General features: G+C 71.4%; 21 protein-coding genes. 11 read left to right on the top strand and 10 right to left on the bottom strand.

The window, feature by feature from the left end; genetic code table 11:
- Nucleotides 1-28: 28 nt before the first annotated feature.
- From ACWEPL_RS06760 to ACWEPL_RS06730, 7 genes are all read right to left on the bottom strand, one after another.
- Nucleotides 29-808: a metal ABC transporter ATP-binding protein gene (locus tag ACWEPL_RS06760; RefSeq protein ID WP_452435422.1), complete on the bottom strand. Its 780-nt coding sequence runs from the start codon at nucleotides 806-808 to the stop codon at nucleotides 29-31.
- Nucleotides 805-1,719 carry a metal ABC transporter substrate-binding protein gene (locus ACWEPL_RS06755; protein WP_452435421.1) on the bottom strand — a complete coding sequence of 305 codons (915 nt, stop codon included), beginning with the start codon at nucleotides 1,717-1,719 and terminating at the stop codon, nucleotides 805-807. Before ACWEPL_RS06755 ends, ACWEPL_RS06760 begins: the two co-directional genes overlap by 4 nt.
- A 146-nt stretch (nucleotides 1,720-1,865) precedes the next feature.
- Nucleotides 1,866-2,726, bottom strand: a complete 861-nt coding sequence (gene fdhD / locus ACWEPL_RS06750; protein ID WP_350725062.1) for a formate dehydrogenase accessory sulfurtransferase FdhD — start codon at nucleotides 2,724-2,726, stop codon at nucleotides 1,866-1,868.
- A gap of 29 nt (nucleotides 2,727-2,755) precedes the next feature.
- Entirely contained in the window at nucleotides 2,756-3,598 is an 843-nt protein-coding gene (locus tag ACWEPL_RS06745) for a 2Fe-2S iron-sulfur cluster-binding protein (protein WP_452435420.1), read from the bottom strand.
- A complete protein-coding gene (locus ACWEPL_RS06740) occupies nucleotides 3,595-5,388 on the bottom strand; it encodes an NAD(P)H-dependent oxidoreductase subunit E (protein ID WP_452435419.1) in 1,794 nt (597 codons plus the stop codon). Before ACWEPL_RS06740 ends, ACWEPL_RS06745 begins: the two co-directional genes overlap by 4 nt.
- A gap of 4 nt (nucleotides 5,389-5,392) precedes the next feature.
- On the bottom strand, nucleotides 5,393-7,294 hold the full coding sequence (locus ACWEPL_RS06735) for a molybdopterin oxidoreductase family protein (protein ID WP_452435418.1): 1,902 nt from the start codon (nucleotides 7,292-7,294) through the stop codon (nucleotides 5,393-5,395).
- Nucleotides 7,295-7,332: 38 nt separating this feature from the next.
- Nucleotides 7,333-8,310, bottom strand: a complete 978-nt coding sequence (locus tag ACWEPL_RS06730) for a 2-dehydropantoate 2-reductase (protein WP_350725070.1) — start codon at nucleotides 8,308-8,310, stop codon at nucleotides 7,333-7,335.
- Nucleotides 8,311-8,377: 67 nt separating this feature from the next.
- Here ACWEPL_RS06730 and ACWEPL_RS06725 point away from each other — a divergent pair, with 67 nt between their 5' ends.
- The 7 genes from ACWEPL_RS06725 (at nucleotide 8,378) to ACWEPL_RS06695 (ending at nucleotide 17,706) form a co-directional block, all read left to right on the top strand.
- Nucleotides 8,378-9,562 carry a molybdopterin molybdotransferase MoeA gene (locus ACWEPL_RS06725; RefSeq protein ID WP_452435417.1) on the top strand — a complete coding sequence of 395 codons (1,185 nt, stop codon included), beginning with the start codon at nucleotides 8,378-8,380 and terminating at the stop codon, nucleotides 9,560-9,562.
- 48 nt (nucleotides 9,563-9,610) lie between these two features.
- Nucleotides 9,611-11,317 (top strand): thiamine pyrophosphate-binding protein, encoded by a 1,707-nt coding sequence (locus ACWEPL_RS06720; protein WP_397367102.1) that lies wholly within the window; start codon nucleotides 9,611-9,613, stop codon nucleotides 11,315-11,317.
- A 12-nt stretch (nucleotides 11,318-11,329) separates the two neighbouring features.
- On the top strand, nucleotides 11,330-12,553 hold the full coding sequence (frc, locus tag ACWEPL_RS06715) for a formyl-CoA transferase (RefSeq protein ID WP_355208121.1): 1,224 nt from the start codon (nucleotides 11,330-11,332) through the stop codon (nucleotides 12,551-12,553).
- Nucleotides 12,553-14,664 (top strand): acetate--CoA ligase family protein, encoded by a 2,112-nt coding sequence (locus tag ACWEPL_RS06710; protein WP_452435416.1) that lies wholly within the window; start codon nucleotides 12,553-12,555, stop codon nucleotides 14,662-14,664. Before frc ends, ACWEPL_RS06710 begins: the two co-directional genes overlap by 1 nt.
- A gap of 77 nt (nucleotides 14,665-14,741) precedes the next feature.
- A complete protein-coding gene (locus tag ACWEPL_RS06705; protein ID WP_363967333.1) occupies nucleotides 14,742-16,232 on the top strand; it encodes an Nramp family divalent metal transporter in 1,491 nt (496 codons plus the stop codon).
- Nucleotides 16,232-16,720 (top strand): hypothetical protein, encoded by a 489-nt coding sequence (locus ACWEPL_RS06700; RefSeq protein WP_449894959.1) that lies wholly within the window; start codon nucleotides 16,232-16,234, stop codon nucleotides 16,718-16,720. The genes ACWEPL_RS06705 and ACWEPL_RS06700 overlap by 1 nt, the downstream gene beginning before the upstream one ends.
- On the top strand, nucleotides 16,717-17,706 hold the full coding sequence (locus ACWEPL_RS06695; RefSeq protein WP_350725081.1) for a TerC family protein: 990 nt from the start codon (nucleotides 16,717-16,719) through the stop codon (nucleotides 17,704-17,706). The genes ACWEPL_RS06700 and ACWEPL_RS06695 overlap by 4 nt, the downstream gene beginning before the upstream one ends.
- Before the next feature lie 41 nt (nucleotides 17,707-17,747).
- On the opposite strand, the gene ACWEPL_RS06690 is transcribed toward ACWEPL_RS06695, so the two are convergent.
- The 3 genes from ACWEPL_RS06690 to ACWEPL_RS06680 form a co-directional block, all read right to left on the bottom strand.
- Nucleotides 17,748-17,927 carry a hypothetical protein gene (locus tag ACWEPL_RS06690; protein WP_350725083.1) on the bottom strand — a complete coding sequence of 60 codons (180 nt, stop codon included), beginning with the start codon at nucleotides 17,925-17,927 and terminating at the stop codon, nucleotides 17,748-17,750.
- A 78-nt stretch (nucleotides 17,928-18,005) separates the two neighbouring features.
- On the bottom strand, nucleotides 18,006-18,743 hold the full coding sequence (locus ACWEPL_RS06685) for a GntR family transcriptional regulator (RefSeq protein WP_350725084.1): 738 nt from the start codon (nucleotides 18,741-18,743) through the stop codon (nucleotides 18,006-18,008).
- Nucleotides 18,744-18,884: 141 nt separating this feature from the next.
- On the bottom strand, nucleotides 18,885-20,147 hold the full coding sequence (locus tag ACWEPL_RS06680) for a hypothetical protein (RefSeq protein WP_452435415.1): 1,263 nt from the start codon (nucleotides 20,145-20,147) through the stop codon (nucleotides 18,885-18,887).
- An 89-nt stretch (nucleotides 20,148-20,236) separates the two neighbouring features.
- Here ACWEPL_RS06680 and sucC point away from each other — a divergent pair, with 89 nt between their 5' ends.
- The 4 genes from sucC to ACWEPL_RS06660 are packed head-to-tail and all read left to right on the top strand — an operon-like array spanning nucleotide 20,237 to nucleotide 23,872.
- On the top strand, nucleotides 20,237-21,367 hold the full coding sequence (sucC, locus tag ACWEPL_RS06675) for an ADP-forming succinate--CoA ligase subunit beta (RefSeq protein WP_452435414.1): 1,131 nt from the start codon (nucleotides 20,237-20,239) through the stop codon (nucleotides 21,365-21,367).
- Entirely contained in the window at nucleotides 21,367-22,254 is an 888-nt protein-coding gene (gene sucD, locus ACWEPL_RS06670; protein ID WP_350725090.1) for a succinate--CoA ligase subunit alpha, read from the top strand. The genes sucC and sucD overlap by 1 nt, the downstream gene beginning before the upstream one ends.
- On the top strand, nucleotides 22,251-23,015 hold the full coding sequence (locus ACWEPL_RS06665; RefSeq protein WP_452435413.1) for a hydroxypyruvate isomerase family protein: 765 nt from the start codon (nucleotides 22,251-22,253) through the stop codon (nucleotides 23,013-23,015). Before sucD ends, ACWEPL_RS06665 begins: the two co-directional genes overlap by 4 nt.
- On the top strand, nucleotides 23,012-23,872 hold the full coding sequence (locus tag ACWEPL_RS06660) for an NAD(P)-dependent oxidoreductase (protein WP_452435412.1): 861 nt from the start codon (nucleotides 23,012-23,014) through the stop codon (nucleotides 23,870-23,872). Before ACWEPL_RS06665 ends, ACWEPL_RS06660 begins: the two co-directional genes overlap by 4 nt.
- Nucleotides 23,873-23,946 lie beyond the last annotated feature (74 nt).

Below are 23,946 nucleotides of genomic sequence, written 5' to 3'. Positions count from 1 at the left end.
CATCGCGGTTCCCTCCGTCGGCGGCCGTTCACGGCGCCTCCCCCTGCCAGCCGGTCAACGGCCCCGCGGCCGGCGTGGCCGCGTGCGGATGCTGATGTTCGTGGCCCGGCCGGGCGCAGTCGCCCTCCGGGCGCGGCGGCCTGCCGTCGTGCGCGACGCGGCCCTCGCGGATCACCACGCCGCGCGTGATGATCGGCTCCAGCGGCCCCAGCTCGTGCGCGACCAGCACCACCGTCTTGCCGTCGCGCACCAGCCCGGCCAGCGTGTCGGCCAGCAACTGCTGCGTGTCGGAGTCCACGCCCGCCGTCGGCTCGTCCATCACGTACGTGTCCGGCTCCCCGGCCAGCGCCCGGGCGATGAGCACCCGCTGCTGCTGGCCGCCGGACAGCGACTGGACGGGGTCGTTCGCGCGGTCGGCCAGCCGGACGGCCTCCAGCGCGCCGGCCACGGCGGCCTTGTCGGCCGGGCTGGTCCTGCGCAGCCGGCTCTGCCTGGCGATCCGGCCCGAGGCCACAACCTCGCGTACGGTGGCGGGCACGCCACCCCCGACCTGGAGCCGCTGCGGCACGTAGCCGATGCGCCACCAGTCGCGGAACCTGCCCGGCGGGGACCCGTACATCAGCGTTGAGCCGCCGGTGAGCGGCGTGAGGCCGAGCAGTGCGCGGACCAGCGTCGACTTGCCCGAGCCGTTGGCCCCCAGGAGGGCGACGACCTCCCCCGGGCAGACGGTCAGGTCGATCCCCCGGAGGACGGGCTTGCCATCGAAGGAGACCCGGCCGTCGGTCATCGCGAAGGCCGTTTCGCTCATGCCGTACACCCCAGTGCTGTTTGTAGGGTTTTGAGGTTATCGCGCATGGCCGACAGGTAATCGCCGGAGGGCCGGCTCTCCAGCGGGTCGAGCACGGCGGTCTTCGCGCCCACCTCGTTCGCGAGCACCTCGGCCACCTTGGGGCTGACCAGGGACTCGGTGAAGATCGTGGTCACGCCCTCGGCCTTGGCCAGCTTGGCCACCTCGGAGATGCGCGCGGGCGACGGCTCGGTCTCGGGGTCGAGCGTGATGCCGACCTGCTTGAGTTTGTAACGGTCCGCCAGGTAGCCGAACGCCTCGTGCGCCGTGACCAGCGACTTGGTCCTGCACGTGCTCAGGCCCTTGGCGAACTCCTGGTCGAGCGTTCCAAGCGCGCCCGCCGTCTTGGCGGCGCGGTCCTTGTACGCCTGCGCGTGCGCCGGGTCGGCGGCGGCCAGGCGCTCGCCGAGCTTGGTGGCGATGGTGGCCAGGCGGGCGGGGTCCAGCCAGAGGTGCGGGTCGTACGAGACCTCGTGGCCGTGCTCCTCCTCGCCCTCCTCGTGCCCGCTCGCGGGCAGGGTCGTTACGGCCGTGGCGGCGTCGAAGCTCTTGTCGGCGTCGACCGCGTCGTCCACGGCGGGCTGCACGCCCTTGATGTAGACCGTGAGCGCCGCCTTCTGGATCTCGGTCACCTGCTGGATGCTGAGCTCGAGGTCGTGCGGCTCGACGCCGGGGGCGGTCAGGACGGTCACGTGCGCGTCGGATCCTCCCACCTGCTCGGTCAGCCATTGGAGTGGATAGAACGCGGCGACCACCTCCGGCCTGCCCCCTGCGGCGGTCTCGGCGGAGCCGGATCCGCAGGCGGCGGTGGTGAGGAGGGTGGCCCCGGCCAGCAATCCGACGGCGTACGACCGGGAAAATCCTGACATCATGTGAGTCAGTATGCGCCAAAATGAAAATGGTTGTCAAAATCCCCGGCTCGCAGCGACCGAGCCCGCCTCCGCGAAGCGGAGGCAATAAGCAGGGAGGGGATGCCGGACGGCGGCTGGGGGCCAGGGCGCCGTGCGGCATCCCGCCATCACCCCGGTGAGTGTGCGCCGGCCGAGCCATAGCCGGCGCTCGGGGTGATGCTCAGGCGGCGCTCGCCCGTATAGACGTTCATCGAGTCCCCGCGCAGGAACCCGATGAGCGTCAGCCCCTCCTCCGCGGCCAGTTCGACCGCGAGCGACGACGGCGCCGAGACAGCGGCGAGCACCGGGATGCCCCCCATGACCGCTTTCTGCACCAGCTCGAACGAGGCCCGGCCCGACACCATCAGGACGGTCCCGCGCAAAGGGAGCCGGTCGTTGCGCAGGGCCCAGCCGAGCAGCTTGTCCACCGCGTTGTGCCGGCCCACGTCCTCGCGCACGCACAGCGGCTCGCCGTCGGACGTGAACAGGCCGGCCGCGTGCAGGCCCCCGGTCCGGTCGAACACCCGCTGGGCCGCGCGCAGCCGGTCCGGCAGGGCGGCGACGGTCGGCTGCGCCAGCTCGACCGGGTCGTCTCCGGCGCTCCAGCGAGCCACCGTGCGTACCGCCTCCAGCGACGCCTTGCCGCAGACGCCGCAGGAGGACGTGGTGTAGAAGTTGCGCGGCGCGGGCGCCGTCACGCCGGGCGCCAGCCGCACGTCGAGCACGTTGTACGTGTTCCCGCCGTCCACCGTCGCGCCCGCGCAGTAGCGGATCGTGGCGATGTCGTCGGCCGCGCCCACGGCCCCCTCGCTGACCAGGAACCCGGCGGCCAGGTCGAAGTCGTCCCCGGGCGTGCGCATGGTGACCGTCAGCGGCGTCCCGTCGAGGCGGATCTCCAGCGGCTCCTCGGCGGCCAGCGAGTCGACCTTGGGGATGCGGGCGGTGTCCTTGACCCGCAGGATCCGCCGTTTCACCGCGACCCTAGACACGAGCGCTCCCCTCGGCCCGGATGAGCGCCCTAGACATAGCCGTACCCGAAGCGGCCCTTGACGCAGAGGTTGCCCTTGGTCACCGGGTTGTCGTGCGGCGAGCTCACCTTGACGATCTTGTTGTCCTGCACGTGCAGGGTCAGGTTGCAGCCGACCCCGCAGTAGCTGCAGACCGTCGTGGTCTCGCTCTGCCGCGACTCGTCCCAGGTGCCCTCGGCCCGCATGTCGAACTCGGTCTTGAACGACAGCGCGCCCGTCGGGCACACCTCCACGCAGTTGCCGCAGTAGACGCAGGCCGAGTCGGTGAGCGGCGCCTCGAACTCCGTGGAGATCGTCGCGTCGAACCCGCGGCCCGCGACGGCGATGGCGAAGGTGTTCTGCCACTGGTCGCCGCAGGCGTCCACGCACTTGTAGCACAGGATGCACTTGCTGTAGTCGCGCACGTAGAGGTCGTTGTCCACCTTGGCGGGCTGCTCGACCGTGGCCGCGTCGTCGCCGAACCGCGTGGGGTCGGCGCCGTACTTCTCGGCCCACTCGGCGGCGCGAGGCGTGGTCGACAGGTCCACGGAGGAGCCGAGCAGCTCCAGCACCACCTTGCGGCTCTGCCGGGCCCGGTCGGTGTCGGTGCCGACCTTCATGCCGACCTCGGCCTTGCGGGAGCAGGCGGGCGCCAGCGTCCTGGCGCCCTCCACTTCCACGACGCAGACGCGGCAGGCGTTCTTCGGGGTCAGCGTGTCGCCGTAGCAGAGGGTGGGGATGTCCTTGCCCGCCGCGTGGCAGGCGTCGAGGATCGTCGAGCCCTCCGGCACCCGTACGTCCTCGCCGTCGATCTGGACGTCGATGAGCCGCCGGGGCGGCTGGAGCGGAATCATTTGAACACTCCCAGACGGTCGATGGCCGATTCGACGGCGTTCCAGGCGGTCTGTCCGAGGCCGCAGATCGAGGCGTCCCGCATGGTCTGGCCGACCTCGCGCAGCAGTACAAGATCGTCGTCGGAGACCCGGCGTGAGAGCCGGTGCAGGGCCTCCTCCTGCCGTACGGTGCCGACCCGGCAGGGCACGCACTGGCCGCAGGACTCGTCGCGGAAGAACTCCGCGATGCGCAGCAGCAGCCGTTTCATGTCCACGGTGTCGTCGATGACGAGCACCACGCCGGAGCCGAGCGTCGCCCCCGCGTTCCTGGTGCCCTCGAAGGTGAGCGGGATGTCCAGGTCGGTGACGAACGCGCCGGCCGCGCCGCCGAGCAGCACCGCCTTCGTCGTGCCGGTGGTGCCGGTCATGTCCAGGAGCTCGCGCAACGTCGTCCCGAACGTGAGCTCGTACACTCCGGGCCGCTCGACCGCGCCCGAGACGCAGAACAGCTTGGGCTCGGCCGCCGTGTACGCCCGGGCGCCGCGCTCCAGGATCGGCAGCACGTTGACCAGCGTCTCGACGTTGTTGACCACGGTCGGCTTGCCGAACAGCCCCTTCTCCACGGGGAACGGCGGCTTGCTGCGCGGCTCGCCGCGCTGCCCCTCGATGGAGTTGAAGATCGCGGTCTCCTCGCCGCAGATGTACGCGCCCGCGCCCCTGCGCAGCTCGATGTCGAACGACAGGCCCTTGCCGAGGATGTCGTCGCCGAGCAGGCCCCGCGCGCGGGCGGTCGCGATGGCGTGCTGGAGCCGCGCGGTCGCCCTGGGGTATTCGCCCCTGATGTAGAGGTATCCCTTGGCGCAGCCGGTGGCGTAGGCGGCGATCGTCATCGCCTCCACCAGCGCGTACGGGTCGCCCTCCATGATCACGCGGTCCTTGAACGTGCCCGGCTCGCTCTCGTCGGCGTTGCAGACCAGGTAGTGCGGGTGGTCGGGCTGGCGCGCGGTGGCGTCCCACTTGCGGCCGGTCGGGAACGCGGCGCCGCCCCTGCCGACCAGCCCCGACTCCAGGACCTCCCGGATGACCCCGGCGGGCCCCAGCTCGAACGCCCTCCTGAGCGCGCTGTAGCCGCCGGCCGCCCGGTAGTCGTCCAGGCTCGCGGGATCGGTCGTGCCGACTCTCCTGAGCAGGGTCAGCCCGTCCTGCCCGGACCGCGGTACGGCCGCCGCCACCGGGGCGTCGCCGGCGACGTCGAGGCTGGGGGTGGTGCCGTTGGGGGTGGGGGAGTCCAGGGTCAGGGAGGCGTTCGCGGGCGCGTACACCTGGGCCTTGGGAGGCGTGCCCGCCTCCAGGGCGAGCGCGGCGGGGGCCCGCTCGCACAGGCCCAGGCAGGGGCTCTCGTGCCACGCCTTGCCGGGCGGGCCGAGCCGCTCCTCCACCCGCCTGCGTACGTCCTCGCCGCCCTTGGCCTGGCAGGCCAGGTCGGTGCAGACGTGCAGCACCCGCTTCGGCCGCGGCTCCATGGAGAACAGCGAGTAGAACGTCGCCACCCCGTACGCCTCGGCGGGCGGCACGGTCAGGCGGCGGCAGATGTAGTCGAGCGCGCCCTCGCTGATCCACCCGACCCGGTCGTTGACCGCGTGCAGCGCGGGCAGCAGCATGTCGCGCTGCGACTCGGCGCGGGCGGCCACCCGCAGGTCGGCCTCGGTCCTCCCGCCGCCGTCCCACGCCGACGCGGGCGGCCCGAGCAGGGCGTCGACGGCCGCGCGCTCCTCGTCGGACGGCTCTGCGCCACGGAACCTCAGATCCATCTGATCACCCGGCCTTCACGAGCTTCTCGACGCGTACGGCCGCCGCCTTGAACTCGGCGGTGCCCGCGATCGGGCAGGTGGCCTCGATGGTGAGCGAGTTGGTGTCCACCTCGTCCGGGAAGTGCATGGTCATGAACACCAGCCCCGGCCGCAGGGCGGGGTCGATGAACACCGGCGCGACCACCGACCCGCGCCGCGAGGTGATCCGCACCTCCTCGCCCGCGACGACGCCGAGCCGGTCGGCGTCCTCGGGGCAGAGCTCCACCGTCTCGCCCCGGCGCAGGGGAGAGGCGAACCCGGAGGACTGCACGCCCGTGTTGTACGAGTCGAGCCGCCGCCCGGTCGTCAGCCGCAGCGGATACTCCTCGTCCAGCAGGTCCACCGGCGGCGAGTGGCGCAGCACCGCGAACGGCGCCGGCACGCCCCGCCTGACCGGGTCGCTCTCCCACAGCCTGCCGTGCAGGTAGGGCGGCTCCAGCGAGTCCTCCGACGGGCAGGGCCACTGGATGCCCTGCAGGTCGGCCAGCCGCTGGTAGGTCATGCCGTGGTGCTGGGGCGACATCGCGCGCAGCTCGTTCCAGACCTCCTCGGCGCCGTCGTAGTGCCAGTCGTGGCCCAGCCTGCGCGCCAGCTCGCACATGATCCAGATGTCGTCGCGCGCCTCGCCCGGCGGATCGAGGGCCTTGCGGACCCGCTGGACCCGGCGCTCGCTGTTGGTGAACGTGCCGTCCGCCTCGCACCAGGCGGCGCTCGCGGGCAGCACGACGTCGGCCATCTGGGCGGTCTTGGTGAGGAAGATGTCCTGCACGACCAGGTGGTCGAGCATGGACAGGCGCTTGATGCAGGCCAGGGAGTCGGCCTCGGACTGCACGGGGTTCTCGCCGATGAGATAGCAGGTGGTCACCTCGCCGTCGGCCATGGCCTCCAGCATCTGGGTGAGGTTGAGTCCGTAGCGGGGCTGGATCTCCCTGCCCCACGCGCTCTCGAAACGCGCCCGGATGCCGGGGTCGAGGATGTCCTGGAAGCCGGGCAGCCGGTTGGGGATGGCGCCCATGTCGCCGCCGCCCTGCACGTTGTTCTGGCCGCGCAGCGGCGACAGGCCGGAGCCGTAGCGGCCGACGTGGCCGGTGAGCAGGGACAGGTTGATCAGGGCCCGTACGTTGTCCGTCGCGTTGTGGTGCTCGGTGATGCCGAGCGTCCAGCACAGCTGGGCGCGGTCGGCGCGGGCGTAGGCGTGGGCCAGCTCGCGGATGGCGTGCGCGGGCACGCCGGTGACCTGCTCGGCGACGGTCAGCGTCCAGGGCTCGACCGACTCCTTGAACTCCTCGAACCCGATCGTGGCCCGCTCGATGAACGCCTCGTTGTGCAGCCCGGCGTGGATGATCTCCCTGGCCACCGCGTGGGCGAGGGGGATGTCCGTGCCCACGTTCAGCCCCAGCCACAGGTCGGCCCACTGGGCGGTGCCGGTGCGGCGCGGGTCCACCGCGAACATCCGCGCGCCGTTGTGGATGCCCTTCAGCACGTGCTGGAAGAAGATGGGGTGGGCGTTTCGCGCCGCCGAACCCCACATCACGATCACATCGGTGTCCTCCACCTCCTGGTAGGAGGACGTGCCGCCGCCACTGCCGAACACCGCCGACAGCCCCGCCACGCTCGGCGCGTGGCAGGTGCGGTTGCAGGAGTCCACGTTGTTGGTGCCGATCACCACGCGGGTGAACTTCTGCCCGACGTAGTTCATCTCGTTGGTGGAACGGGCGCACGACAACATGGCGAAGCAGTCGGGCCCATGCGCGGCGAGGTTGCGGCGGAAGCCCTCCGCCGCCCGCTCCAGGGCCTCTTCCCAGGTCGCCCTGCGCAGCACGCCGTTCTCACGCACCAGTGGATGGGTCAGGCGGTCATAGCTCATGATCCCTCCATTCTGTATACAGGCTACGGTATTCCCCGTTAGACCGCGCGGACAAGGTTGGCGTTGAGGAGGTCGCTCACTGCGTGGATGGCACGCAGCGTCGGCACCTCGGCGCCGGTGAGGTCGGCCAGCTCGACCACCGCCGCGAGCAGCACGTCCAGCTCCAGCGGCTTGCCCTTCTCCAGGTCCTGCAGCGTGGAGGTCTTGTGCTCGCCCGCCTTCTCCGCCCCCTTCAGGCGGCGCTCGATGGAGATCCCCGGATCGCAGCCGACCCGCCCGGCCACCTCGACGGTCTCCCGCATCATGGCCACGACCAGCTCCCTGGCGCCGTCGTGGCGGCAGATCCCGGCCATCGTCGCCCTGGCCAGCGCGCTGATCGGGTTGAAGGCGATGTTGCCCATGAGCTTGACCCACACGTCTTTGCGCAGGTCGCGCTCCACCGGGCACTTGAGCCCGCCGGCTATCGCGGCCTGGCTGAAGGCGGCGCACCGCTCGGTCAGCTCGCCGTCCGGCTCGCCGATGGAGAAGCGGGTGCCCTCAAGATGGCGGATCACGCCGGGCCGCTCGATCTCGGTGGCGGCGTACACGACGCAGCCGACGGCACGGTGCAGGGGCAGCGCGGTCGTGACCGCGCCGCCCGGATCGACGCTCTCGATGCGGTAGCCCTCGTAGGGGCCCTTGAGCCCGTGGAAGTACCACCACGGGATGCCGTTCTGCGCGGCGATGATGCTCGTGGCCTCGTGCAGGAGCGGCCTGATCATGGGGCCCGCGGAGGCGTAGCTGTTCGCCTTGAGGCCCAGGAAGACGTGGTCCACCGGGCCGACCTGGGTGGTGTCGTCGGTGGCATGGGGATGGGCGGTGAAGTCGCCTCTGGGGGTGAGCACCCGCACACCGGCGCGCCGGATCGCCTGCAGGTGCTCGCCTCTCGCGATGAGGTGCACCTCGACTCCCGCCCGGTGGAGGGCGGCCCCCACGTATGCGCCGATGGCGCCGGCGCCAAGAACAGCGACCTTCATGCTGCGCTCCGTTCTCGCGTCGGATTTGCATTCGGTATACAGTATGGAAAAACGTGGGTCAAGGAGCATGCCTGTGACCGTTCTTCGGCATGATCTAGTGGTGGAATCGACGACCTGGGTGACCGCGCGGGCCCTCGCGAAGGGGGCCGCGACGCCCCTCGAACCCGCGTCCGTGCTGCTCGCCGACGCTCTCGGCGGCCGCCTCGCCGCGCCGTTGACGGCTCTGGTGGCGGTGCCCGGGGTGGACGTTTCGGCGATGGACGGCTACGCGGTGGCCGGTGCCGGCCCGTGGCGGGTGGTCGGCCGGGTTCTGGCCGGTGGCGCCTGCTACGGGAAGGAGCTGCGGCCGGGGGAGGCGGTCGAGATCACCACCGGCGCTCCGACGCCCGCGGGGGCGTCGGCGGTGCTGCCGTACGAGCAGGCCGCGGTGGACGGGGCGCGGGTGAACGGTGCCGCCGAGCTCGGGCGGCACATCCGGCGGCGGGGCGAGGACATCGCCGAAGGCGCGGTCGCGCTGGGCGCGGGCGCGGTGGTGACCCCGGTGGCGCTCGGGCTGGCCGCCGCGCTGGGCCACGACGAGCTGCCGGTACGGCCCCGCCCGCAGGTCGCGGTGCTGATCACCGGGGACGAGGTCGTGCACGAGGGCCTGCCCGCGCCGGGCCGGGTGCGCGACGCCATCGGCCCGTTCCTGCCGGGGCTGGTGGCGTGGGCCGGCGGCCGGGTGGCGAGCACCGACGTGCTGCCCGACGGCCGGGAAGCGCTCCACGCCGCACTCAAGACCGGGGCGGCGGACGTCCTCGTCGTGTGCGGCGCGTCGTCCAAGGGGCCCGCCGACCACCTCAGGGCCGTGCTCGGCGACCTCGGCGCCGACGTGATCGTCGACGGCGTCGCCGTGCGGCCCGGGCATCCGCAGCTCCTGGCCCGGCTGCCCGGAGGGTCGCTGGTCGTCGGCCTGCCGGGAAACCCGTTCGCGGCCCTCGGCGCGGCCCTCACGCTGCTCGCACCCATCCTGCGCGAACTGGCCGGGATCCCCGTCCGCACGGAGACGTCGGCGCTGGCCGGAGCGGTGCGGGCGCACCCGCGCGACACGCGGCTCGTGCCGGTCCGGAGGTCGGGCCGGGGCGCGGTACCGGTGGGGCACGACCGGCCGGGTTCGCTGTGGGGGGCGGCGCTGGCCGACGCGCTGGCCGTCGTCCCTCCGGGGTGGGCCGGTGAGCAGGTCGAGCTGATCGAGTTGCCCCCTGGGGGCTAGACAGGCCGAACGGGAGGGAGTAACCATTGCGGTCATACGGTATGCAGTATGCGGAAGACAGCCGACGCCGGAAAGGGTGGCATGATGTCGGAAACGATCTCTGGTGGTCATCTCGTAGCCAAGGCACTCAAGGCCGAGGGTGTGGACGTGATCTACACGCTCTGCGGCGGCCACATCATCGATATCTATGACGGCTGCGTCGATGAGGGCATCGAGGTCATCGACGTACGCCACGAGCAGGTGGCGGCACACGCGGCCGACGGGTACGCGCGCATCACCGGCAAGCCCGGCTGCGCGGTGGTCACCGCCGGGCCGGGCACGACCGACGCGGTCACCGGCGTGGCCAACGCCTTCCGCGCGGAGAGCCCCATGTTGCTCATCGGCGGCCAGGGAGCGCTGAGCCAGCACAAGATGGGCTCGCTGCAGGACCTGCCGCACGTGGACATGATGAGCCCGATCACCAAGTTCGCGGCCACGGTGCCGAGCACGGAGCGGGTGGCGGACATCGTGTCGATGGCCTTCCGCGAGTGCTACCACGGCGCTCCGGGCCCGTCGTTCCTGGAGATCCCGCGCGACGTGCTCGACGCGAAGGTCCCCCTGGAGAAGGCGCGCATCCCCAAGACCGGGCACTACCGGGCCTCGACCCGCCAGCAGGGCGACCCCGAGGCGATCGAGCGGCTGGCCGACATGCTGGCGCACGCGGAGAAGCCGTGCATCCTGCTCGGGAGCCAGGTGTGGACGTGCCGGGCCACGGACGCCGCGATCGACTTCGTCCGGGCCCTGAACGTGCCCGCGTACATGAACGGCTCGGGCCGCGGCACGCTCCCGCCCGGCGACCCGCACCACTTCCAGCTCAGCCGCAGGTACGCCTTCACCAACGCCGACCTGATCATCATCGTCGGCACCCCGTTCGACTTCCGGATGGGCTACGGCAAGCGCCTGTCGCCGACCGCCGCCGTGGTCCAGATCGACCTCGACTACCGCACGGTCGGCAAGAACCGCGACATCGACCTGGGGATCGTCGGCGACGCCGGCCTCGTCCTCGCGGCGGCGGCCCAGGCCGCCAGCGGCCGCATCGAGAACGCGGTCACCAAGCGCAAGGAGTGGATGGACGAGCTGCGCGCGGTGGAGACCCAGGCGTACGAGAAGCGCCTGCCCCGCCAGCTCTCCGGCGCCCAGCCCATCGACCCCTACCGCCTGGTCCACGAGATCAACGAGTTCCTCACCGAGGACACGATCTACATCGGCGACGGCGGCGACATCGTCACCTTCTCCGGCCAGGTCGTGCAGCCCAAGTCGCCCGGCCACTGGATGGACCCGGGACCGCTCGGCACGCTCGGCGTCGGCATGGCGTTCGCGATGGCGGCCAAGCAGGCGCGGCGCGACAAGGAGGTGCTCTGCCTGTTCGGCGACGGCGCCTTCAGCCTGACCGGCTGGGACTTCGAGACCATGGTCCGCTTCGACCTGCCGTTCATCGGGGTCATCGGCAACAACTCGTCCATGAACCAGATCAGGTACGGCCAGGCCGCCAAGTACGGCGAGGACCGCGCCCGCGTCGGCAACACCCTCGGCGACATCCGCTACGGCGACTTCGCCAAGCTGCTCGGCGGCCACGGCGAGGAGGTGCGCGACCCGGCCGAGATCCGCCCGGCGCTGGAGCGGGCCAGGGAGTCGGGCAAGCCGTCGCTGATCAACGTGTGGGTCGATCCGGAGGTCTACGCCCCCGGAACCATGAACCAGACGATGTACAAGTAGGGGAGCTCCAACATGAAGGCTCTCGAAGGTGTCCGCGTCCTCGACATGACCCACGTCCAGTCGGGCCCGTCCTGCACCCAGCTGCTCGCCTGGCTGGGCGCGGACGTCGTCAAGCTGGAGGCCCCGACCGGCGACATCACCCGGCAGCAGCTCCGCGATCTCCCGGACGTCGACAGCCTCTATTTCACGATGCTCAACTGCAACAAGCGCAGCATCACCCTCAACATGAAGAGCGAGCGCGGCAAGGAGATCTTCACCGACCTGGTGAGGAGCGCCGACATCCTGGTCGAGAACTTCGGCCCGGGCGCGGTCGACCGCATGGGCTTCACCTGGGACCGCCTCCAGGAGCTCAACCCGCGCCTGATCTACGCCTCGATCAAGGGCTTCGGCACCGGCAGGTACGCCAAGTTCAAGGCGTACGAGGTGATCGCCCAGGCCATGGGCGGCTCGATGACCTCCACCGGCTTCGAGGAGGGCCCGCCGCTGGCCACCGGGGCGCAGATCGGCGACTCGGGCACCGGCATCCACGCGGTCGCCGGCATCCTGGCCGCCCTCTACCAGCGCCAGCAGACCGGCCGCGGGCAGCGCGTACAGGTGGCCATGCAGCACGCCGTGCTGAACCTGTGCCGCGTCAAGCTCCGCGACCAGCAGCGCCTGGCGCACGGCCCGCTGCGCGAGTACCCGAACAAGACGTTCGGCGACGAGGTGCCCCGCTCGGGCAACGCCAGCGGCGGCGGCCAGCCCGGCTGGGCGGTGCGCTGCGCGCCCGGCGGACCCAACGACTACATCTACGTGATCGTGCAGCCGGTCGGCTGGAAGCCCATCTCGAACATCATCGGCCGCCCCGAGCTGGCCGAGGACCCCGAGTGGGCGACGCCCGAGGCGCGGCTGCCGAAGCTGGACAAGATGTTCCAGCTCATCGAGGAGTGGACGATCCGCCACGACAAGTGGACGGTCCTCGACCGGCTCAACGCCGAGAACATCCCGTGCGGGCCGATCCTGTCCACCAAGGAGCTGGTCCAGGACGAGAGCCTGCGCGAGGAGGGCATCGTCGTCACGGTCGACCACCCGGAGCGCGGCGAGTTCGTGACCGTCGGCAGCCCGCTGCAGCTGTCGGACTCCCCGGTCGACGTCCGCACCCCGCCCCTGCTCGGCGAGCACAACCAGGAGATCTACGGCGAGCTCGGAGTCAGCGCGGACGAGCTGGCCCAACTGAAGACGAACGGAGTCATCTAGTGGTCAGGGAAGTCATCGAGAAGGCGCTCGCCGAGGGCCGCACGGCCCTGACCGCCCCCGAGGGGCGCAAGATCTGCGAGGAGTACGGCATCGCCACCCCGGGCGAGGGCCTGGCCACCTCGGCCGACGAGGCGGTCTCCATCGCCGAGCGCATCGGCCTCCCGGTCGTCCTGAAGATCGTCTCCCCGGACATCCTGCACAAGACGGACGCGGGCGGCGTGCTGGTCGGCCTGAAGAGCGCGGAGGAGGTCCGCGCGGGCTACGACACGATCCTCGCCAACGCCCGCGCGTACAACGCCGACGCCGCCATCGACGGCGTCCAGGTGCAGCAGCTCGTCGGCGGCGGCCACGAGGTCATCGTCGGCGCCGTCACCGACCCCACGTTCGGCAAGGTCATCGCGTTCGGGCTGGGCGGCGTCCTGGTCGAGGTGCTCAAGGATGTGACCTTCCGGCTCGCCCCCGTCTCGGGAGAAGATGCGCTTGGGATGCTGGACGACATCAGGGCGGCAGAAGTGCTCCGTGGTGCCCGGGGGGCCGAGCCCGCCGACCGCCAGGCGCTGGCGGAGCTGATCGAGCGTGTCGGCCGGCTGGTCTCCGACTTCCCCGAGATCGTCGAGGTGGACCTCAACCCCGTCTTCGCCGACGCGAACGGCGCGGTCGCCGCCGACGTGCGCATCCTCATCGGCGACAGGCCCGCCGAGGTCGCCCGCCTGTCGCGGGAGGAGATCCTCCGGCAGATGACGCGGATCTTCAGGCCGCGCTCGGTGGCCGTGATCGGCGCCTCCGCCGAGACCGGCAAGATCGGCAACTCGGTGATGCGCAACCTCATCAACGGCGGCTACCAGGGGCAGATCTTCCCGATCAACCCCAAGGCCGACGAGATCATGGGGCTGACCGCGTACAAGAGCATCTCGGACGTGCCCGGCGACGTGGACGTGGCCGTGTTCGCGATCCCCGCCAAGTTCGTGGCGCCGGCGCTGGAGGAGACCGGGCGCAAGGGCGTGGCGGGCGCGATCATGATCCCGTCGGGGTTCGCCGAGACGGGGAACGTCGAGGGGCAGAAGGAGATCGTCGAGATCGCGCGCAGGCACGGCGTGCGCATGCTCGGACCCAACATCTACGGCTACTACTACACGCCGGAGAACCTCTGCGCGACGTTCTGCACCCCGTACGACGTCAAGGGCAGCGTGGCGCTGACCTCGCAGAGCGGCGGCATCGGCATGGCCATCCTGGGCTTCAGCCGCACCACCAAGATGGGCGTCTCGGCCATCGTCGGCGTCGGCAACAAGGCCGACGTGGACGAGGACGACCTGCTGACCTTCTTCGAGCAGGACGACAACACCAAGGCCGTCGCCATGCACCTGGAGGACCTCAAGGACGGCCGCGGCTTCGTCGAGGCCGCGCGCCGGGTCGTCAGGCAGAAGCCGGTCATCGTGCTCAAGGCCGGCCGCACCGCGATGGGCGCGCGGGCGGCGGGCTCGCACACGGGCGCGCTGGCGGGCGACGACAAGGTCTACGACGACATCCTGCGGCAGGCCGGGGTCGTGCGCGCGCCGGGCCTCAACGACATGCTCGAATACGCCCGCGCGCTGCCGATCCTGCCCGCGCCCAAGGGCGAGAACGTCGTCATCATCACCGGGGCGGGCGGCTCCGGCGTGCTGCTGTCGGACGCCATCGTGGACGCCGGCCTGACGCTCATGGACATCCCGCCCGACCTGGACGCGGCCTTCCGCGCCTACATCCCGCCGTTCGGCGCGGCGGGCAACCCCATCGACATCACCGGCGGCGAACCCCCCTCGACCTACGAGAACACGGTCCGCCTCGGCCTGGCCGACGAGCGCATCCACGCGCTCGTCCTGGGCTACTGGCACACGATCGTGACGCCGCCGATGGTCTTCGCCGAGCTCATCGCCCGCGTCGTGGCGGAGGAGCGGGCGAAGGGCAACGTCAAGCCGGTCGTCGCGTCGCTCGCCGGCGACACCGAGGTAGAGGAGGCCAGCGAGTACCTGTTCGAGCACGGCGTGGTCGCGTACCCGTACACGACGGAGAAGCCCGTGGCGGTCCTCGGCGCGAAATACCGCTGGGCCAGGGCTGCCGGCTTGTTGCGCTAAGAGCCGAGCGCAACAAGCCGGGTGAGGGGGCTAATCGGGGCGCACGAGGAAGCAACAACCCCCCAGGAGGTCCGTAGGTGGACACATCGAAAACACCACCGGCGACGGCCACGCCGCCGGTCGAGGACGAACGAGTATGGAAAGCGGGCCGGCTCGCGCCGATGCCCATCAGGAAGCTGCCCGACGCGCCTCCGTCGGTGCACATTCTCGGGCCGACGGTCTTCCTCGTCGCGCTGGGCGTGGGCATGGGCGAGTCGTACATGTGGCCCAGGCTGGTGCTGCTGTTCGGGCCCGAGATCAGGTGGCTGTTCCTGATCGGCGTCACGCTGCAGGCCTTCGTGATGCTGGAGATGGCACGCTACGCCATGGCGACGGGGGAGAGCATCTTCTCCGGCGCGGCGCGGGTGTTCAAGCCGCTGATGTGGTTCTTCTTCATCGTGGCCATCGCCGTCTACATCTGGCCGGGACACCTGTCGGCCGGGGCGGCGGCGTTCGAGGAGATCACCGGCATCCCGTGGATGGTGACCGCCATCGTCGGGCTCGTCCTGGTCGGCGTGGTGTTCAGCCTGGCCAAGGTGATCTACAACGTGCTGGAGAACGTGCTGTCGCTGCTCATCGGCACACTCGTGATCGGCACGGCGGTGGTCGCGGCCATGGTCGGCTCCTGGGGCGACGTGGCCTCCACGCTCTCGGGCATGTTCTCCTTCGGCTACTTCCCGTCGGAGGCCATGTCGGCGGCCTGGTTCCCCGTCATCGTGGGGGCGTGCGCCTTCGCCGGACCCTCCGGCATGCAGCAGATGTGGTACACGCTGCACCTGCGTGACTCCGGGGCCGGCATGGGCGCGCACATCCCGCAGATCCGCGGGCTGCGGCACGCGGGGCAGCAAGAGGAGATGCCCGCGCGCGGGTTCATGTTCGACACCGAGGACCCGGCCGAGATGGCCAAGTGGAAGGGATGGCGGCGCTGGGTCACGTTCGACGCGCTGCTGCTGTTCTGGGGCGTCACCATGCTGGTGACGATCTCGTTCACGGTGATCGCGCAGTCCGCCGTGCGGCTCAACCCGGGCGTGCGGGAGGTCATCCAGGGTGACGACCGCGAGGTGGCGCTCACCGCGATGGCCAACGCCGTCTCCCACGCGGGCAGCTCGGTGCTCGGGGCGGTGTTCCTCGGGTTCATCGCGCTGATCGGCCTGAACGCCACCCTGGGGCTGTTCGACTCCTTCTCCCGGGGCCAGGCTGACATGACGTACCACTTCGTGCCCGGGGCGAAGAAGCTGGGCATGTCGCGCCTGTACGGGGTCTTCCTCTGGGGCGTGATCATTTTCGGCATCCTGATCCTGCTGTTCGGACCGGCCGACGGGCCGAGCGGGATCCTGGACACGCTGGCGTTCCTGTCGACGTTCGCGATGGGGGCGTACTGCGTGACCCTGCTCCTGGTGAACAACCGCATGCTGCCCAAACCGATCCGGCCCAAGTGGTGGACGAACGTCATCATCGGCTTCGGTGCGGTGTTCTACCTGGGGATGCTGTTCTACAGTCTGTTCGCCTTCGGCGTGGTCGTGGGCTGATGGACGGACGGCACAGCCTCGAACTCGCCCTGCCAGGGGCGTCGATCGGAGCCGTCGCCGGAGCCATGGCCGGTGGGCTGACCCTGTTCGCGGGGCAGCCCACCGGGATGGCCGCGCTGTCGGCCCTGTCGCTCGCCGTGCCGCTCGCCCTCTTCGGCGGCCTGTACGGCGTGCTGCTCGGCCACGGCGTGTTCCGTCCGGGGACCTTCGGGCCGGTCGGCCTGTACTGGGTGGCGGCCTTCCCCGTGTCCCGGCTCGCGCAGGAGAGCCTGGTCGGGATCGGCCTGGCCGACGGAGTGCTGCCGTTCCTGGCGTACCAGGCGATGGTGAGCCTCGGCTTCGCGATCGGCTTCGTCTGGCTGCACGAGCGGATCATGCCGTACTGGCTGATCCGCCGTGCCGCCGCCAACCCGCTGGCCAAGGACCTGCTCGGCGTCTACGTCCGGCACGCCGGGATGTTGCGCGCACGGAAGGGGGCCCGCCGGTGAACCTGCCGCCCTGGATCTGGCTGGCCACGATCGCCGGCTTCGCGGTCGTGCTCGCCGTGGACTTCTGGCTCGTCGCCAGGAGGCCGCACGAGCCGTCCATGAAGGAGTGCGTGGCCTGGGTCTCGTTCTACGTCGCCCTGGCCGCGGCCTTCGGCGTGGGACTCCTGCTGCTGTCGGGCCCCGCGCACGGCGGGGAGTTCTTCGCCGGCTGGATCACCGAGTACTCGCTCAGCGTGGACAACCTCTTCGTCTTCCTACTGATCATGAGCCGCTTCCAGGTGCCGCGCGAGTACCGCCAGAAGGTGCTGCTCATCGGCATCATCCTGGCGCTGGGGATGCGCGGCGCGTTCATCGCGGCCGGCGCGGGCGCGGTGGCCAGGTTCGACTGGCTCTTCTACGTCTTCGGCGCCTTCCTCGTCTACACGGCGTGGAAGCTCATGGGCGGCGAGGACGACGAGGCGGAGTTCTCCGAGAACGTCGCCCTGCGCGCGGTGCGCCGGGTGCTCCCGACCACGGACACCTATCACGGCGCCCGGCTCACCGTGCACCTCGGCCGCAGGATGGTCACCCCGATGCTGATCGTCATGGTCGCCATCGGGACCACCGACCTGCTCTTCGCGCTCGACTCCATCCCGGCCATCTTCGGCCTCACCAAGGAGCCGTACCTGGTCTTCACCGCCAACGCCTTCGCCCTCATGGGGCTGCGCCAGCTCTTCTTCCTCATCGGCGGGCTGCTCGACCGGCTCGTCTACCTGAGCAAGGGGTTGTCGGTGGTGCTGGCCTTCATCGGCGTGAAGCTGATCCTCGAGGCCCTGCACCACGACGGCGTGTCGTGGGCGCCGGAGATCCCGATCCTGGTCTCCCTCGGCGTCATCGTCGGCACCCTAGCCGTCACCACGGTGCTGAGCCTCATCAAGTCGGCCCGCGACGCGAGGGCGTCCGCCGCGGCCTCGGAGGGGGTGGAGCCCGAGCCCGTGGAACGCTGACCACGCCGCGGCATCGGGGCGATCGTCCCGGCCGCGGCTCCTCAGTGACGCGGACAGTTGGGTACGTCGTGCTCCGCGGCCGCCCACTCGCGCAGGTAGCGGTCCGCTTCGTCGGCGGAGTAGTGCTTCTTGAGAGCTGTGCTCAGACCCAGGCCGATCACCCGGCCGTCCGCTGCCTGGCCCGCGGGATCACCGAGGAGAAAGCGGATGAACGCCTTCATGGTCACGCACCTCCATTCGTCCGGCTCCATCCTCTACCCGAGGTGTTTCGGAGCATGCGGTCTCTTGTGAACGGCAGATCAACCCGGCTGCCGCGTCCGGCGCCGCCGCACCGGCTTGGGCGCCGGCTGGACGGGCTCCTGCTCGCGCTGAGCCATGTACGAGGCGCGGGTGTGCTCGGTGTGCTCGCGCATGATCTTGGCCGCCCGCCGCTCGTCGCCCGCCTCGATGGCGTCGATCAGCGAGGTGTGCTCCTCCCACGAGGCCATGCCGCGCTGGCGGGCCACCGGCGTGTGGTACCACCGCACCCGCCTGGCGACCTGGCTGGCCAGCTCGGAGAGGACCTTGTTGCCCGACAGGGCGGTCACCAGGGCGTGCAGCTCGGAGTTGGTCGCCACGGCGGAGTCGACGTCGTCGGCCTCCACCGCCGCGATGCCCCGCGCGCACAGGGCGCGCAGCCGCTTGACGCCGTCCTCGCCCGCCTGCTTGGCGGCGAGCCTGGCGGACTCGGTCTCCAGCAGCGTGCGCACGGCCAGCAGCTGGTCGGCCTCCTCCACGGTCGGGACGTGCACGAACGCGCCCTGGCCGGGGAACAGGTCGACCCAGCCCTCGCCGCTGAGCTGCTGCAGCGCCTCGCGGACCGGCTGCCTGGACACGCCGAGCAGCTCGGCCAGCTCGCTCTCCACGAGGTGCTGGCCCGGCTTGAGCTGCCCGGAGACGATGAGCTCCTGGATAGCCTCGATAACGCTCTCGCGGAGCGTGGCTGGGCGGGGAATCTTGGTGGCCGCCGCCTGACCGGCCTGATCCGACAGCAACATGGTCACGTCTCCAGGGCTGCGTTACGGTTTTTCGTCGACTGCCTACAGCATACCGTCCAAGGATCTCTCCTGGCCGTGAGCCTCATCACAGGCGCCCCGGTGATGGAGGGCGGCGCCCGTGACCGGCGGGGCGGGTGGGTGTCACAAGGGGATGGTGGCCGGGAGGCCGGGGATGCGGAGGCGGGGGATGGCCAGGGCCGGAAGGGCGGCGAGAGCGGCGGCGACGGCGAGCGCGGGCACAGGCGCGCTCAGGGCGAGCAGGGCCAGGGCGGCGGCCCCCGCTCCGGCCAGGGCCTTGGCGCTGTAGACGACGGCGTGGATCTCGCCCGCCCGCTCGACCCCGAAGAACTCCCGCACCAGGCTGGCGAGCAGCGGGTAGAACGCCCCGCCCCCGAGCCCGGCCGCCACGGCCCCGAACCACAACAGCGGCCCCCCGGCCATCACAGGCTCGGCGCCGGGCGGCGTGGTGGCGAGGGCGGTGGCGAGGAGCACCTGGCCGGTGGCGAGGGCGGTCAGGACGGCGGCGAGCACGCGGCGCCGCCCGTACAGCTCCGAGCAGCGCATCGCCACCGACCGGCTGGCCCCGTTCAGCGCCACCAGGACGGCCAGCGCGCCCCACGACCCGGTCCCCGCGATCACGATCACGTCGAAGACCGACACCGCGCCCGCGCACGTCAGGATCAGGGCCAGCGCCGGCAGCGTACGCGTGCGCAGCGCCTGCGCCGGCCCGAACTGCCGGGCCGCCTCCGGCGTCGTGCGCAGCCGCGCCGCGTCGAGCGCGTGCGAGCGCGGGTCCACGTCCGCGGGCCACCACAGCGCGGGAGGCAGCCGCAGGTGCCGGGCCGCGGTCCCGATGACCGCCAGCGCGACGACCGCCGCGACCAGGAACGCGGTGGACGTGGCGGCCGGCGCGATCCCGGCCCAGACGAGCAGGGGCACCGCGCCGTAGCCGAAGGCGCCGGTGATCAGCCCGACCCGGGCGGCGGGCCGTTCCGGGTACCAGGAGGAGACGACCTCGCCGCAGACCCCGTAGACCAGGCCCGCGCCCAGCCCGCCGAGGAGTGCGTACCCCACGAAGGCGCCCGGGGTGCTCAGCGGGAGCGCCGCCGCGGCGAGGCCGGCGAAGCTCAGGGCGGCTCCCGCGGCCAGGCTGGTACGGACGCCGAGGCGGCCCCGCCGTACCAGGTGGAGCGCGGGCAGGGCGCCCGCGGCCTGGCAGGCGATCCAGACGGCCAGGAGGGTGAGCCCGGTGGCCTCCTTGGCGAGGAGGGCGGCGTAGCCGTACTGGAGCGGGCTGATCGCCGCCATGGCCCCCCAGGCCAGCCAGAACATGCGCGTGCGGTCGGCGGGGACGGGTCCGGGGAGGTACGAACGCCCGCGCCAGTCTCTAACTGCATTCTCCATACTGTATGGAATATCCAGTAGACGAGAGACTGTCGAGACCCTAGACGAGGGTTTTTCCATACGGTATACCGTCTACAAAGGAGGCTCGAATGGACCTGTACGAGTATCAGGCGAAGGAGCTCTTCGGGCGTCACGGGATCCCGGTCCCGGCCGGCAGGATCGCGGCCACCCCGGCGGAGGCCCGCGCGATAGCGGCCGAGCTGAACGCGCCCGTCGTCATCAAGGCCCAGGTGAAGACCGGCGGACGCGGCAAGGCGGGCGGGATCAGGACCGCGGCCGGGCCGGTCACCGCCGAGGCCGAGGCCGAGCACGTGATCGGGATGGACATCAAGGGGCACGTCGCGCGCAGCGTGCTGGTCGAGGCGGCGACCGTCCCGTTCGAGGAGTACTACGCGGCTTTCCTTGTCGACCGGGCTGAGGGCGGTTTCCTGGCGATGGTGTCCGGCCGGGGAGGCATGGAGATCGAGGAGCTGGCCGCCACCGACCCCGACGCCCTGGTGCGGCTGCCGGTCGACCCGGTGACGGGCGTGGACGCGGACGCCGCGCGCCTGCTGGCGGCCAAGGCGGGGCTGCCCGAGCAGGCGGCCGAGGTGCTGGAGAAACTGTGGCGGGTCCTGGTCGCGGAGGACGCCCTGCTGGTCGAGGTGAACCCGCTGATCTGCACCACCGACCAGCGCATCGTGGCCTTGGACGGCAAGGTCACCCTGGACGACAACTCCGCGTTCCGGCACGCCTGGGAGTACGGGGAGGTCACCGGCAGCCTGGAGGACCGCGCCCGGGCCAAGGGGCTGAACTACGTCAAGCTCGACGGCCGGGTGGGCGTGATCGGCAACGGCGCCGGGCTGGTCATGAGCACGCTCGACGTGGTCGCCGGGGCCGGGGCCGCCCCCGCGAACTTCCTGGACATCGGCGGAGGCGCGTCCGCCAAGATCATGGCCGACGGACTGGAGATCATCCTGGCCGACCCCGACGTGCGCTCGGTGCTGGTCAACGTCTTCGGCGGCATCACCGCCTGCGACGCGGTGGCCAGCGGCATCGTCACCGCGCTCGAGCTCCTCGGCGAGCGCGGCCTGGCCAGGCCCATCGTCGTACGCCTGGACGGCAACAACGCCGAGGTGGGCCGGCGCATCCTGAGCGACGCCCGGCACCCGGCGGTCCGGCAGGTCTCCACCATGGACGGCGCCGCCGAGATGGCGGCCAGACTCGCGGCAGGTGCGTGATGGCGATCTTTCTGACCAAGGACAGCCGGGTGCTCGTGCAGGGCATGACCGGCGCGGAGGGCACCCGGCACACGGCCCGCATGCTGGCCGCGGGCACCGACGTCGTGGCCGGCGTGACACCCGGCAAGGGCGGCCGGTCCGTGGACTTCGGCGAGCGCTCGGTGCCCGTGTTCGGGTCCGTGGCCGAGGCCATGGGGGAGACCGGGGCCGACGTCTCCGTGGTGTTCGTCCCGCCGCGCTTCACCGGCCCGGCCGTGGAGGAGGCGGTCGAGGCCGGGATGCCCCTGTGCGTGGTGATCACCGAGGGCGTCCCCGTGCACGACGCGGTGCGCTTCCGCGCACTCGCGCACGGCCGCACCCGGATCATCGGGCCCAACTGCCCGGGGCTCATCAGCCCGGGGCAGTCCTCGGCCGGGATCATCCCCGCCGACATCACCTCCGCCGGGCGCATCGGGCTGGTGTCGAAGTCGGGCACGCTGACGTACCAGCTCATGTACGAGCTGCGCGATCTCGGCTTCTCCACCGCCGTCGGCATCGGCGGCGACCCGGTCGTCGGGACCACCCACATCGACTGCCTCCAGGCGTTCCAGGACGATCCCGGCACGGACGCCATCGTCATGATCGGCGAGATCGGCGGCGACGCCGAGGAGCGGGCCGCCGCCTACATCGCCGCGAACGTCAGCAAGCCCGTGGTCGCCTACGTGGCCGGGTTCACCGCGCCGGAGGGCAAGACGATGGGGCACGCGGGCGCGATCGTGTCCGGCTCGTCGGGCACCGCCCAGGCCAAGAAGGAGGCGCTGGAGGCGGCCGGGGTCCGGGTCGGGCGCACCCCGTCGGAGACGGCCCGCCTCATGCGCTCAGCCCTGAGCCGGCGGGGTGCGGCGTGAGATTCGCCGTCAACCTGTCCATTCTCTTCACGGAGCTGCCGCTGCTGGAGCGGCCCGCGGCGGCGGCCAAGGCCGGGTTCGACGCGGTCGAGCTGTGGTGGCCGTTCGGCGTCCCCGACCCCGCGGGCGTCGAGGTGGCGGCGCTGCGGCAGGCGATCGAGGACGCCGGGGTGCGCCTGACCGGCCTCAACTTCGACGCGGGCGACATGGCCGCCGGCGAGCGCGGCCTGCTGGCCAGGCCGGACGGCTCCGCCCGGTTCCGGGCCAACATCGACGTGGCGGTCCGGCTGGCGGGCGAGCTCGGCTGCGGCGTGCTCAACGCCCTGTACGGCAACGATCCCGGCACTGACCGGGCCCTGGCCGTGGCGAACCTGCGCGGGGCGGCCGACGCGGCGGCCTCGATCGGCGCGACCGTGGTGGTCGAAGCCCTCAACTCCCACGAGAACCCGAAATATCCGATCACGTCGTCGCAGGTGGCGTTCGAGCTGATCGACGAGGTGGACCGGGAGAACGTGGCCTTCCTGGCCGACCTCTACCACCTGCACCGGATGGGCGAGGACGTGCTGGAGCTCATCGACCGGCACAGCGCCAGGTTCGGCCACGTGCAGATCGCCGACGACCCCGGCAGGGGACACCCCGGCAGCGGCCGCATGCCGTACGACGAGATCTTCGTCCGGCTGGCGGCGGCGGGCTACCGAGGCCACGTCGGCCTGGAGTACCGGCACCAGGGGCCGGGCGCGTTCGACTGGAGGCAGGCGTGAACATCGGGTTCGTCGGTTTGGGGATCATGGGCAGCCCGATGGCGGCCAACCTCCTCAAGGCCGGACATGTCGTGACCGGTTATGACGTGAGCGCCGAGCGGGTCGAACAGCTCGTCGGCCTGGGTGGCAAGGGCGCCTCCGGCGTGGTCGACGCGGTCGGCGGCGCCGAGGTGGTGATCACGATGCTGCCCGACTCGCCGCAGGTGGAGGAGGTCGCGCCGCTGATCGTCGAGTACGGCCGCCCGAACCTGCTCTACATCGACATGAGCACCATCAAGCCCGAGACCTCCCGCTGGGTCGCCGGGCAGGCGGCGGCCGCCGGCGTACGGGCGGTGGACGCCCCCGTCAGCGGCGGCGAGCGCGGCGCGATCGACGGCACTCTGTCGATCATGGTGGGCGGGGTGGCCGAGGACGTCGAGGCGGCCCGGCCCGTCCTGGGCACCCTGGGCACGACCGTCGTGCACGTCGGCCCGGCCGGCGCGGGACAGACCGTCAAGGCGGCCAACCAGCTCGTCGTCGGCGGCATCTACGGGCTCGTGGCGGAGGCGATCGTGCTGCTCGAAGCCTCCGGCGTGGACCCCCTGGCGGGGCTGGACGTGCTCGCGGGCGGCCTGGCGGGCTCCAGGATCCTGGAGCTCAAGCGGCACACCATGGTCCGGCGGGAGTTCAACCCCGGCTTCCGGATCGACCTGCACCACAAGGACATGGGCATCGCCGTCGCCGCCGCCCGCGAGGCCGGGGTCAGCCTGCCGCTCACCGGGCAGGTCGCCCAGCTCGTGGCCGCGGCCAGGGCACAGGGCCACGGCTCGCTTGACCACTCCGCCCTCCTCAAGGTCGTGGAAAGGCTGAATGCGTGAACGAGCGAAGCGAGAGAACCAGAAGCACGGCAAAGGGTTTTTCCGCGGGCGACGAAGGAGCCCGCGGAAAAAGG

The organism is Nonomuraea sp. NPDC004186 (assembly GCF_053603495.1).
Note: the sequence above shows the minus strand (reverse complement) of the source record. Positions and strands in the feature narration are given on the sequence as shown.

Excerpts from the sequence above, each read along its gene's own strand:
- ACWEPL_RS06685 (WP_350725084.1), bottom strand. The coding sequence starts at position 18,743 with ATGTTGCTGTCGGATCAGGCCGGTCAGGCGGCGGCCACCAAGATTCCC.
- sucD (WP_350725090.1), top strand. The coding sequence starts at position 21,367 with ATGGCGATCTTTCTGACCAAGGACAGCCGGGTGCTCGTGCAGGGCATG.
- ACWEPL_RS06730 (WP_350725070.1), bottom strand. The coding sequence starts at position 8,310 with ATGAAGGTCGCTGTTCTTGGCGCCGGCGCCATCGGCGCATACGTGGGG.
- ACWEPL_RS06740 (WP_452435419.1), bottom strand. The coding sequence starts at position 5,388 with ATGGATCTGAGGTTCCGTGGCGCAGAGCCGTCCGACGAGGAGCGCGCG.
- ACWEPL_RS06690 (WP_350725083.1), bottom strand. The coding sequence starts at position 17,927 with ATGAAGGCGTTCATCCGCTTTCTCCTCGGTGATCCCGCGGGCCAGGCA.
- ACWEPL_RS06735 (WP_452435418.1), bottom strand. The coding sequence starts at position 7,294 with ATGAGCTATGACCGCCTGACCCATCCACTGGTGCGTGAGAACGGCGTG.
- ACWEPL_RS06720 (WP_397367102.1), top strand. The coding sequence starts at position 9,611 with ATGCGGAAGACAGCCGACGCCGGAAAGGGTGGCATGATGTCGGAAACG.
- ACWEPL_RS06745 (WP_452435420.1), bottom strand. The coding sequence starts at position 3,598 with ATGATTCCGCTCCAGCCGCCCCGGCGGCTCATCGACGTCCAGATCGAC.
- frc (WP_355208121.1), top strand. The coding sequence starts at position 11,330 with ATGAAGGCTCTCGAAGGTGTCCGCGTCCTCGACATGACCCACGTCCAG.
- sucC (WP_452435414.1), top strand. The coding sequence starts at position 20,237 with ATGGACCTGTACGAGTATCAGGCGAAGGAGCTCTTCGGGCGTCACGGG.
- ACWEPL_RS06760 (WP_452435422.1), bottom strand. The coding sequence starts at position 808 with ATGAGCGAAACGGCCTTCGCGATGACCGACGGCCGGGTCTCCTTCGAT.
- ACWEPL_RS06725 (WP_452435417.1), top strand. The coding sequence starts at position 8,378 with ATGCCTGTGACCGTTCTTCGGCATGATCTAGTGGTGGAATCGACGACC.
- ACWEPL_RS06700 (WP_449894959.1), top strand. The coding sequence starts at position 16,232 with ATGGACGGACGGCACAGCCTCGAACTCGCCCTGCCAGGGGCGTCGATC.
- ACWEPL_RS06680 (WP_452435415.1), bottom strand. The coding sequence starts at position 20,147 with ATGGAGAATGCAGTTAGAGACTGGCGCGGGCGTTCGTACCTCCCCGGA.
- ACWEPL_RS06755 (WP_452435421.1), bottom strand. The coding sequence starts at position 1,719 with ATGATGTCAGGATTTTCCCGGTCGTACGCCGTCGGATTGCTGGCCGGG.